Here is an 11921-nt window from a genome sequence, read left to right as displayed (position 1 = left end):
CCTTGGTTATCGTTTCCGCCTTGGTTATCGTTTCCGCCTTGGTTATCGTTTCCGCCTTGGTTATCGTTTCCGCCTTGGTTATCGTTTCCGCCTTGGTTGTCTAACGGTTTAATGCTACCTTTATCAAATGCAAATTGAATGTCATAGAAATGGTGATAATTCATTGAATCGATATCTACTTTTACTTTTGCATTTAATTTTTTTGATAAATCATCTACCGCTACTTCCACTACGCGTGTATCAGCTTTTTTATCTTCACTTAATACACTTGCATCAACGAACGAACCATTTTTCTCAAATTCAAACTTTGTAATCCACGCACTGTTCGTTAATGTGAATGATACATATTTTTTACCATCTTTCACCTTTAACACGCCTGGACTCTTCGTGTACGTGTTCATCATTGAAATTTCTTCTGATTGATCTTTTAAAGCTTTGAAATTGATGCTGTATTCGCCGTCTTTAATTGTTTCAACATTCGGCTTCTCTACTTCTGGTTTCTCTACCTCTGGCTTCTTATCACCATCTGGTTGCTTTTCTTCGTTCTTAATTGGCTCAAGTTTTTCTTGATTAAATTGAAGTTGTAATTCATGCGTTTGTTTATAATTTCTTGATGCCACTTCGATAAATACTTTTGTATTTAACTTTTTAGATAAATTGTCTACTTCGAACTCTACCACTCTTGTATTTTTCTCTTTATCTTCACTTACTACTTTTGCATCAACAAATGAACCATCTTTTTCTGTTTGGAAATTTTTAATTGATGCGTTATCTTTTAACGTTACAACCGCTTTTTTCTTACCGTTTTCTACTTTTAATACGGCTGGACTTATTACATTTTCTTTCATTCTAGATTCTTCATCTGTCTTGTCTTTTAACACTTTAAATGGAATGCTATAATCTCCATCTTTAATTGTTTCAATAGTTGGTTTTTCTACTTCTGGTTGTTTCTCTTCGTCCTTAATTGACTCAAGTTTTTCTTGATTAAATTGAAGTTGTAATTCATGCGTTTGTTTATAATTTTGTGATGCCACTTCAATAAATACTTTTGTATTTAACTTTTTAGATAAATTGTCTACTTCAAATTCTACTACTCTTGTATTTTTCTCTTTATTTTCACTGATTACTTTTGCATCAACAAATGAACCATCTTTTTCTGTTTGGAAATTTTTAATTGATGCGTTATCTGTTAATGTTACAGTCGCTTTTTTCTTACCGTTTTCTACTTTTAATACGGCTGGACTTATTAACTTGTCTTTCATTCTAGATTCTTCATCTGTCTTATCTTTTAACACTTTAAATGGAATGCTATAATTCCCATCGTTAATTGTGTTAGAATTGGGTTGTTGATCTGAGTCAGGCTTTTGGTCGGGCTTCTGACTTGGATCCGGTTTTTCATTTGGATCTGGCTTATTTGCTGGATCCTCTTTTTCATTTGGTTTTTCTGCCTTAATTAGTGTAATGCTACTTGAATCAAATTTAATTCGAACGTCAAAAACATGATGATAATCCATCGCATCGATATCTACTTTTACTTTTCCATTTAAAAGGTTTGCTACATCGACTACATCGAATTCTACTACTCTAGTATTCTTCTCTTTATCCTCACCTAGCACATTTACATCAACAAACTGACCAGCTTTTTCTGTTGTAAACTTCGTAATCCATTCACTATTCTTTAAAGTAAATGAGACTTTTTGTTTACCATCTTTTACTTTTAAAGTAGCTGGACTTATAACATAGTCATTCATTTTAGATATTTCATCTGACGTGTCTTTAATAACTTGAAAACCAATTGAATATTCACCATCGGCTAATTTAGTAGCTGCTTGAACTGCAAGAGGTTGTAATGTTGAGATGAATGTAAATATCATTAAACACATCGCAACAACAATTTTAAGATATCTATTCAATGGAATAACGCTCCTTTATTTAGTTTTGACGTACTTTACGAATTAAGAAAACACCTGAAATAAGAATTAACGCTGCAAATAATCCGATGCGTGCTTCATCGCCTGTTTTTGGATTATCTGTTTTTTCAGCTTTACCACTTTCATTTGTTCCTTTGTTCGCCTCTTTATTTGCTTCTTTATTCTCTTCTTTCTTCACTTCTTCTTTTACTTGTGTATCTGTTTTTGTTTGATCATTCTTCTTTGTTGCAGTAGTTGCTTTATTTTCTCCACCTGCCGCTTTTACATTTGCATCAAACGCAAAGCGGATTGTGTAGTTATGGTCATAATTTACGTTTGGTACAACAACGTGAATTTTTGCAGCTGCTGGTTTAGATAAATCGTCTATTTTAAACTCTACAGTTCTTTTATCTGCAGATTCATCTTTACTAACAACTTTTGCATCAACAAAATTCCCGTTCTCAGGTGCTTTAAATTCTGTAATCCAAGCACTATGATTCATCGGAATTTGTACTCTCATTTCGCCCTTTTTCACAACTAGCTTAGCTGGTTTCTCAAAATAATCATTTGCCATAGATGCTGAAGCATTTTCCGCTTTTTGAATGACATAGTTAATATCATAAGTACCGTCAGCTAGTTGTGCTGAAACTTTCCCATATGGCATGACAAGAAAAGCTAGCATACATACGAACGTTATAATAAAAGCGGGTAATACAGAAATCTTTCTCATTTGGCTTACTTCCTCCTTGTTTATCCTTCATCCATACTTTTTGAAAATGATAATTATTCTCAATTTATGAGAAAAAAATAATAATCCTCTATCATTATTTACCTGTAATTTGTTTATGTAACATAGATATTATTGATTATCATTCTCAGTTCATGTTAAAAATAATATCCCTCCCTATTCCTTATAAAGAGCGATTCGCATTTTAACATAAGTCCCTATTTTTTTGTTGATTATCATTCTCAATGAAGCTCAAAAAAAATAAAACTACCATTCAACTACTCTATCACCTCTATCTATAAAAATGATATCGTTATAGAAAACTTTATACCTTTCACTCCTCACTTCCTTCCAATATTTCCACAACTAAGTCAATCTTAGCCTAATGCTAATTTTTTTGTCAACTATATTACGTATAAATTTTTTAATATCTAAATTTCCCTATATGTAATTTTTTCTACAAAAAAAGAGACTTTCTTTCACAGAAAGCCTCTTTTCACTATTTTTCTACAGCAACTTCTTGCTTTTGAAACAAAGAAATGACATATCCAATTACAATACCTACTAGAGCAGGAACTAACCAACCGATCCCTACACTATATAATGGAATTTTATTTAAGACAGGTGCTAATGCCTCAATTTGAAGATTCGCATTGTGCAATCCATCGAAGAAGCTGATCATGAACGCTCCTACAATACCGCCTACATACATTACTAATGGAAGACGAATATAGTTTTCAACAAGTGATAATATAATCAGCACGATACCAATTGGGTAAATCGCTATTAAAATTGGTAATGCTAATGCATTTAACTGAGTTAACCCAAGATTCGCTACCATAAATGCTAATACACAGAAAATGAAAACGACTTTTTGATAAGAAAGCTTTGGTAATAAGGAAGAAAAATATTCCCCACAAGCTGCAACAATACCTACAGAAGTTGTTAAACATGCTGCTGTAATTGCGATTCCTAGTAATAGAGTGCCGTGGCTACCAAATAAATGATTTACAACGTTTGTTAAAATAATTCCTCCATTTGCTCCCATTCCAAGAGAAACACTAGAAGCTCCAAGGTAAGCAAGCGCTAAATAAACAAGAAGTAATCCGAGCGCTGCAATAAATCCTGCAAAGATTGTTACTTTTGCAATGCTGTTCTTATTTGTAACACCTTTTGCTTTTAACGAATTAATAACAACATTTCCGAATACAAGTGCTGCAAGTCCATCTAAAGTTAAATATCCATCAATAAACCCTTTAAAGAGCGGAGCACTATATGCTTCTGTCGGTGCACCAAATTCTCCAATTGGTGTAATAAGTGCTTTCACTACAATAATTGCAATAACAGCTAATAAAATCGGAGTTAATACTTTACCGATACGGCCCACTAATTTCGATGGGTTTAAAGCTAAATAGAAAGTTACGGCAAAGAAAATGAATGTAAAGATAACAAGTGGATACGATTGACCAGCTATCTCACTTGGTAAAAACGGTGCAACACTCATTTCATAAGCAACAGTTCCTGTACGTGGAACACTTACGAATACGCCTAAACATAAATAAATTGCAGTGATAAAAACAAGTGCGAATACAGGGTGTACACGTCCCGCTAGCTCATTAATATCTCCCTTTAGAGCGATAACGATAACTCCTAATAAAGGCAACCCAACACCTGTTACGATGAAACCAAACAACGCAATCCATACATCTGTTCCAGCACCTTGTCCTAACGCTGGCGGAAAAATCATATTACCTGCACCAAAAAATAGTGCAAATAACATTAAACTTATTGCAAACATCTCAGAAAACTTTAAAGATGATTTCATTTCTACTAACCTCCTAAATGATTTATTGACAAAATATTCTGAATCAAAATCCGTCATATGTCCCCTTTCAAGCATACTTCCCCGTAAAAGAACGCAAAAAACACCCGTCCCTAACAAAGGGACGAGTGTTGAAATCGTGGTTCCACCCTTATTCTAATAAAATGAATTTATAACAAAATAAGCTCATTTTATAGCTCGTGTAAATTGATAACGGTTTTATCCGCCAAGAATTACAATGCATCATGCAGTTCACTCTTGAAGTTTAGAGGTGGTAAGTTTGTCTTTCCGTATTAGGAAGCTCACAGCCTAGGCTCCCCTCTCTGAGAATCGTCAAAAACAACTCATGTCCTCATCATTACTTTTATAAAATATCTTGTCGAAACTTGTTGTTTTTTATTATATGGGCTATTTTTTAAAAAATCAATAGTTTTATTTTTTCTGACAAAAAAATATAGGGAGAAAATTTTCCCTCCCTATAACTGCCCTATTAATATTTCTAATTCCTCAGCTGTAACGCTACGCCATTTTCCCACTTCTAGATTATCTAGCTCTATATTCATAATGCGAATTCGCTTTAGCTTAGTTACAGTAAACCCGAAAGCACGACTCATCCTACGAATTTGTCTGTTCATTCCTTGTGTTAAAACGATCCGAAATGTAGATTGATCCACTCTCGTCACTTTACATGGCTTCGTCATTCCATCTTTAATCTTTACACCGCTGGACATCTCATTAATAAACCAATCTGTAAACGGCTTATCGACAGTAACAACATATTCTTTCTCATGCTCATGATCACCATGTAAAATTTGATTCGCAATCCCGCCGTCATTCGTTAATAAAATAAGTCCTTCCGACGCTTTATCTAATCGTCCAACAGGAAAGATACGCTCTGGATAATTAATATAATCAATAATATTATCTTCAATATGATCGGCTGCTGTACAAGTAATGCCAACTGGTTTATGAAAGGCGATATACACCTTTTCCTTCTCTTCTTTGGCAATAACCAGTCCATCAATCGTTACAACATCACCATCACTCACGAGTGCACCGTGCTTACAAATTTCACCGTTAATAGCTACGCTTCCTGCTTTAATAAGGCGGTCTGTTTCGCGTCTTGAGCAAGATTTTGCTGCGCTTATGTATTGGTTGATTTTCATATTTTATTCCTTTTCATATATATTAAAAGCGTCAATCTATGGCAATATCATTATGCCACGATTGACGCTCGTTTACTTCGCAAAAACAACTAAATAAATAACCCCAATCACCAAAAATATTCCACAACAAGCTAACAATACTTTTGCAAGTTTGTCCATAAACATATAATGGTTTCCCCTTTGTTTCGTTGTTTGCTATTTTAATTCGACAACTGTTACGCCTAGGCCTCCCTCGCCCATGTCACCGTAACGGTAATTCTTCACACCGCGATGCTTCTTCAAATAATCTTGTACACCTTGGCGAAGTGCTCCTGTTCCTTTACCGTGAATGATTGATACACGAGGATAGCTTGCAAGCTGTGCATCGTCTAAATATTTTTCAACGCGCATCATTGCATCTTCATAACGTTCACCGCGAAGATCAAGTTCCAATGAAACGTGGTAATCTCTACCCTTCACACTTGCAACTGCTTTTTTCTCAGTTTGCTTCGGTGTATTAATGTATTCCATATTGGATTCTTTCACTTTCATCTTCAGAATACCAATTTGTACGCTCCACTCTGTATCACTTACCTTTTCAAGTAATTGACCTTTTTGACCGAACGTTAATACTTTTACTTCATCGCCTGCACGTAATTGTTGTTTTGGCGCTGTGTTTTTCACGTTTACTTTTTGTTTCTTCACAAGCTCTGGTGCTGCGCCTTCTAGACGGCTCTTCGCTTCAATTAGCTCATGGTCTTTCACGTTTATAAGCTGTGCTTTACGCAATTGACGAAGTTCTTGAATAATGCCTTCTGCTTCTTTCTTTGCAGCTTCGACTTTTTCTTCCCCTTCTTTTTGCGCTTTTAATAATTTTTCATCGCGCTCATCATTAAATTCAATAATTTGACGCTGTAATTCGCGATGTAGTTTTTCAGATTGCTTACGAAGTGCTTCTGCTTCGTTCCAGTCACGCTCTGCATTCTTTTGACTTTCTTCTAACTTCGCAATCATATTTTCAATTTTGTTTGTATCTGTACTAATGTGGTTACGAGCTTGATCAATCACGCGATCAGATAAGCCAAGGCGCTTCGAAATTTCGAAAGCATTACTACGTCCTGGTACACCGATTAATAATTTATACGTTGGGCTTAACGTGTTCACGTCGAACTCAACGCTCGCATTAATAACTTGCTCACGGTTATATCCGTATGCTTTTAATTCTGGATAATGCGTCGTAGCAACAACGCGAGCACCACGATTACATACTTCATCTAAAATTGAAATTGCTAATGCAGCCCCTTCTTGCGGGTCTGTTCCAGCACCTAATTCATCGAATAAAACTAAGCTTTCGAAATCAGCTTTTTCTAAAATATCAACAATGTTCACCATATGTGAGGAGAACGTACTTAAACTTTGTTCAATCGATTGCTCATCACCAATATCAGCAAAAATGTTTTTAAATACACAAATCTCTGACTCATCCATTACTGGAATATGAAGACCAGATTGCGCCATTAATACACAAATACCAACTGTTTTCAGCGTAACTGTTTTACCACCTGTATTCGGTCCTGTAATAACAATTGTCGTGAAATCTTTACCTAACATAATGTTATTCGGCACGATAATTTCTGGATCAATAAGCGGATGGCGCGCTTGTCTTAAATCCATATAACGCTCGTTATTTACGATTGGCTTCGTTGCTTTAATACGCTTCGCATAAAAAGCTTTCGCAAAAATGAAGTCAAGATTCGCAACTACTTCTACGTTAGATAAAACGATACCCGCTTCTACTGCCACTTCTTCTGTTAACATCAATAAGATGCGTTCAATTTCTTGTTTTTCTTTCACTCGTGCTTCTTGAAGCGCGTTATTTAATTCTACAATGACTTGCGGTTCAATAAATAACGTTTGCCCAGAAGCTGATTGATCGTGAACAATACCGCCATATACGCCTCGGTATTCTTGTTTTACTGGGATTACGTAACGTTCGTTACGGATCGTTACAATCGCGTCAGATAGCATCTTTTGCGCGTTTGAAGAACGCGTCATATTTTCTAACTTTTCACGAATACGGCTTTCTGCAGTACGAATTTGAGTACGAATACCACGCAGTTTATCACTTGCGCTATCGACTACTTCTCCGCCGTCACCAATGCAATTTGTAATTTTCTTTTCTAAATCATATAAAGATACAATTTGAGCGACATGAGTTGCTAAAATTGGCAACTCGACACCATTATCAACCATATCTTCAATGAAACGTTTCATATTGCGACTACCATACATCGTATTGGCAATATCAAGTAGTTCATTTGGGCTTAACATACTTCCAATCTTTGCACGCTTCACATTTGAGCGAATATCCGTAATACCACCTAATGGTGCATTACCTTTTAAACGAATGACTTTTGCTGCTTCATCCGTTGTATCTTGCATTTCTACAATTTCTTCAAAATCAGTGCTCGGCACTAAATGCTTCACTTTGTCACGACCAAGTGAAGAGGCTGTATGTTCAAGTAATTGTTCTTTTACTTTATTATATTCTAATACACGCAACGTTCTTTCTAACATGTTGCAGGTCCCCCTTGTGTTACTTATTACGTTTAATATAGTCTAATAAACGTTCAATATCCCACGTGTTAATCACGTTATCTTTTTGAATCCAACCTTTACGTGCTGCCGCTACACCTGTTTCCATATCTTCTAACATTTCAAGTGTATGAGCATCCGTATTAATCGCTACTTTTACACCAGCATCTTGTGCTTGTTTTAATAATTTCGCGCTTAAATCTAGACGGTTTGGATTCGCATTTAATTCTAAAACTGTATTTGTTTCTTTTGCGAGTTCAATTAATAAATCTGTATCCACATCATAGCCTGTGCGGCGTCCAAGAAGACGTCCTGTCGGATGAGCAATCATTGTGACATGCTTATTCTCTAGCGCAGTGCGAAGACGTTTCATAATCGTTTCACGGTCTTGTGAGAAGCTAGAGTGAATCGCTCCAATAACATAATCTAATTCTGCTAATACTTCATCATCAAAATCAAGTGTTGCATCCGGTAAAATATCCATTTCAATTCCGCGTAAAATTGTAATGTCTGGATACTTTTCATTCATGCGTTCAATTTCTTTCGCTTGTTCACGAAGGCGCTCTTTCGTTAAACCGTTCGCTACTTTTAAGTATTGTGAATGGTCGGTAATCGCCATAAACTTATATCCACGAGCACGACATGCCTGTACCATTTCCTCAATTGAAAAAGCACCGTCACTCCATGTTGTATGCATATGTAAATCACCTTGTATATCAGAGAATTGAATTAAGTTTGGATACTCTTTAATTAATTCAATTTCTTTTCCATCTTCACGCACTTCTGGCGGGATAAATGGAAGACCGAAATGAGCGAAGAACTCCTCTTCTGTTTCAAATGTTCTCACTTCACCTGTTTCTAAGTTTTCTACACCGTACTCACTAATTTTCTCGCCTCTATCTTTCGCGATTTGACGCATTTTTACGTTATGGTCTTTTGATCCTGTGAAATGGTGAAGAGTTGTAATAAATTCTTCTGGTTGTACTAAACGGAAATCAATTGAAATATCATATTCATATTGAAGACGAACAGAAACTTTCGTATCTCCACTTGCGATTACTTCAATCATATTATCAAATTGCAGTAAATGCTCACGTACTGCAGCTGGTTCTGTCGTTGCAATGATAAAGTCTAAATCTTTCACTGTTTCACGAACACGGCGCAAACTACCAGCGCGAGAGAAACGAATTACTTCAGCAATATTCGACAATTTCTCCTCTATTTCCCCGGCAATAGGCAATACCATTGCGATTGGTAAACGCTCTGGACGAGATCCTACTTGATCGATTGCTTCTAATATTTTCTCTTCTGTTTTCTTACCGAAACCTGCTAAAGCTTGTACTTTATTTTCCTCACAAACCGCTTTTAGCGATTCCATATCAACAACACCAAGTTCTTTATATAACTTAGCTACCTTTTTACCACCAAGGCCTGGCAATTTTAATAATGGTAATAAACTACTTGGCACTTCTTGTTCAAGCTCTTGTAACACTTCAGATGTTCCCGATTCTATATATTCTTGAATAACTGCTGCTGTTCCTTTTCCAATGCCCGGAATCTTAGTGAAATCTTCAATCTCAGAAAGACTACGATCATCACTTTCTAGTGCTGCTGCCGCTTTACGAAATGCAGATATTTTAAATGGATTCGCGCCCTTTAGTTCCATAAACAGGCCGATTGTCTCTAATAATTTAATAACTTGTTTTTTATTTACTTTCATCATTGCCCCGCCTTTCTTTCATAGAAAAAAACTCCTCTTTCCGAAAAAAGAGAAGTTATACTCTGCTACCTGTCTGCCATAGTTCCTTCACCTTTTCAGAGAGAATCGGTGTATCGTCTACAATTATTTTGCTAATTGATGATTTTTGTAATGGTGTTTGTATTTGCTCAATCGGAAGGATGTTTCCAACGATAATTAAAACAAACAAAATAATATATACTTCTAAAAATCCGAGGATTGCCCCCGCAAACGCATTGACTTGCTTTAAAACCGGTATTTCTGCAAACATATTTAACAAATTACCAAGTAATGAAAGTGCAATTTTTGTAATAATAAACAATATAATAAACGCAAGTGCTTGATAAAATACTGTTTCAATATTATTTGCATCAATCCATTCTGGAACAGATACGTTTTTATCAAATGGATACGGAATAAATTTCGCAAGTGCTGGCGCTAAATCTTTACAGTACCAGTATGCAACAAGGTATGCGATAATAAAGCTTGTTAACTTTACAAGTTGCAGAATAAACCCTCTGCGTAAGCCGAGGAAAAATCCCATAACAAGCAGTAAAATGATAATAATATCAATCATGTTATTCCATTCCTTTTTTTGTCATACTTTCTTTCAATTTCTCATGTTCTTCTTTTAATTTTATGTAATCGTGTATGACGTTTACCGCCGTCAATACCGCTAGTCTACTCGTGTCAAGCGAAGGATTCTTGGCATTGAGTTCGCGCATTTTATCATCCACAATCGCTGCTACCATGCGGATATGACTTGTACTTTCATCGCCAACAACTGAATATTGTTGACCATAGATTTCTACATTAATTCGACTTTTCTTTCCCTTTTGTTGTGACAACTCACCGGCCTCCAATCACGTACAGAATCCTAAAGTTTATCATACCATGAACCATCATATTATGGAAACAGAAAGAACAATCCGATATGATAAAAATAACAATATAAAAAAAGGAGCGACCATCTTGTCAAATTCTATCGTAATACAAACAAGTTCTACAGTAATTGAAGACATGAAACAACAATATAAACAATCGCTTAGCCCGAAAATTCCACAAGGTGGGATCTTCATGGCAAAGGTGCCATCTTGCACGATTACAGCTTATAAATCTGGAAAAGTAATGTTCCAAGGAGGACGTGCTGAAGCAGAAGCTTCTCGTTGGCAATCTGTCTCTCAAACACCGAAAACAGCTGTAAAAAAATCTGTCGATTCACACCGTTATGCACCGCCTGCTTCCATCGGTACAATGTCTATCGTAGGGTCAGATGAAGTTGGTACTGGTGATTTCTTCGGACCGATGACAGTAGTTGCTGTATATGTGGACGCTAAGCAAATCCCACTTTTAAAAGAACTTGGTGTAAAAGACTCTAAAAACTTAAATGACGATCAAATTTCTGCCATTGCGAAACAACTTCTACACGTTGTTCCTTACAGCTCTCTTGTCCTTCATAACGAAAAATATAACGAGCTATTTGATAAAGGAAACAACCAAGGTAAGTTAAAAGCTTTGCTACATAATAAAGCTATTACAAACTTATTAACAAAAATCGCACCTACAAAACCTGAAGGCGTCTTAATCGATCAATTCACACAACCTGATACATACTACAAATATTTAGCAAAACAAAAACAGGTACAGCGTGAAAATGTTTACTTCGCAACGAAAGGTGAAAGCGTTCATTTAGCAGTAGCCGCTGCTTCTATTTTAGCTCGTTACTCATTCGTAAAACAGTTTGATGAACTAAGCAAAAAAGCTGGTATGCCACTTCCAAAAGGTGCTGGTAAACAAGTTGATATCGCCGCTGCTAAATTAATTCAAAAACTTGGTGAAGAAAGATTACCTGAGTTTGTGAAAATGCATTTCGCTAATAGGGAGAAGGCGCTTCGCTTATTAAAATAGTATCGACAAAAACAGGAGCCTACAAACTCCTGTTTTTGTTTCACTCTACTATTGTCCTTATAATTTTGTTACAATT

The 11921-nt window shown here is 35.9% G+C and carries 9 protein-coding genes and 1 other annotated feature; of the genes, 1 reads left to right on the top strand and 8 read right to left on the bottom strand.

The features are described 5' to 3' along the window. The 8 genes from FOT98_RS24055 to zapA all read right to left on the bottom strand — a co-directional run. Positions 1-1913: NEAT domain-containing protein (locus FOT98_RS24055; RefSeq protein WP_186292136.1), on the bottom strand; the 1913-nt coding region annotated here is incomplete at its 3' end. 19 nt (positions 1914-1932) lie between these two features. Next, complete coding sequence (isdC, locus tag FOT98_RS24050) at positions 1933-2640, bottom strand: heme uptake protein IsdC (protein WP_063262671.1); 708 nt, start codon at positions 2638-2640, stop codon at positions 1933-1935. Positions 2641-3136: 496 nt separating this feature from the next. Continuing rightward, on the bottom strand, positions 3137-4462 hold the full coding sequence (gene brnQ6 / locus FOT98_RS24045; RefSeq protein ID WP_063262670.1) for a branched-chain amino acid transport system II carrier protein BrnQ6: 1326 nt from the start codon (positions 4460-4462) through the stop codon (positions 3137-3139). A 114-nt stretch (positions 4463-4576) separates the two neighbouring features. Further along, positions 4577-4827 (bottom strand) — a binding site (T-box leader). Between the two features lie 108 nt (positions 4828-4935). Beyond that, complete coding sequence (locus FOT98_RS24040; protein ID WP_063262669.1) at positions 4936-5625, bottom strand: 23S rRNA pseudouridine(2604) synthase RluF; 690 nt, start codon at positions 5623-5625, stop codon at positions 4936-4938. A gap of 195 nt (positions 5626-5820) precedes the next feature. Continuing rightward, the gene (locus tag FOT98_RS24035; protein ID WP_063262668.1) at positions 5821-8181 is read right to left on the bottom strand and encodes an endonuclease MutS2; all 2361 of its coding nucleotides are present in this window, start codon (positions 8179-8181) and stop codon (positions 5821-5823) included. 19 nt (positions 8182-8200) lie between these two features. Next, a complete protein-coding gene (gene polX, locus FOT98_RS24030) occupies positions 8201-9919 on the bottom strand; it encodes a DNA polymerase/3'-5' exonuclease PolX (RefSeq protein WP_063262667.1) in 1719 nt (572 codons plus the stop codon). Between the two features lie 55 nt (positions 9920-9974). Next, on the bottom strand, positions 9975-10514 hold the full coding sequence (locus tag FOT98_RS24025) for a CvpA family protein (protein ID WP_000565411.1): 540 nt from the start codon (positions 10512-10514) through the stop codon (positions 9975-9977). A gap of 1 nt (position 10515) precedes the next feature. Beyond that, positions 10516-10785 (bottom strand): cell division protein ZapA, encoded by a 270-nt coding sequence (gene zapA, locus FOT98_RS24020; RefSeq protein ID WP_000082701.1) that lies wholly within the window; start codon positions 10783-10785, stop codon positions 10516-10518. 124 nt (positions 10786-10909) lie between these two features. On the opposite strand from zapA, the gene rnhC reads away from it, so the two are divergent. Beyond that, complete coding sequence (rnhC, locus tag FOT98_RS24015; protein ID WP_063262666.1) at positions 10910-11845, top strand: ribonuclease HIII; 936 nt, start codon at positions 10910-10912, stop codon at positions 11843-11845. Positions 11846-11921 lie beyond the last annotated feature (76 nt).

The sequence above is a fragment of the Bacillus sp. HY001 genome, from assembly GCF_007558965.1.
Lineage (GTDB): Bacteria > Bacillota > Bacilli > Bacillales > Bacillaceae_G > Bacillus_A > Bacillus_A mobilis.
The sequence above is the reverse complement of the archived record's forward strand: the minus strand, read 5'-3'. Positions and strand labels throughout refer to the sequence as shown.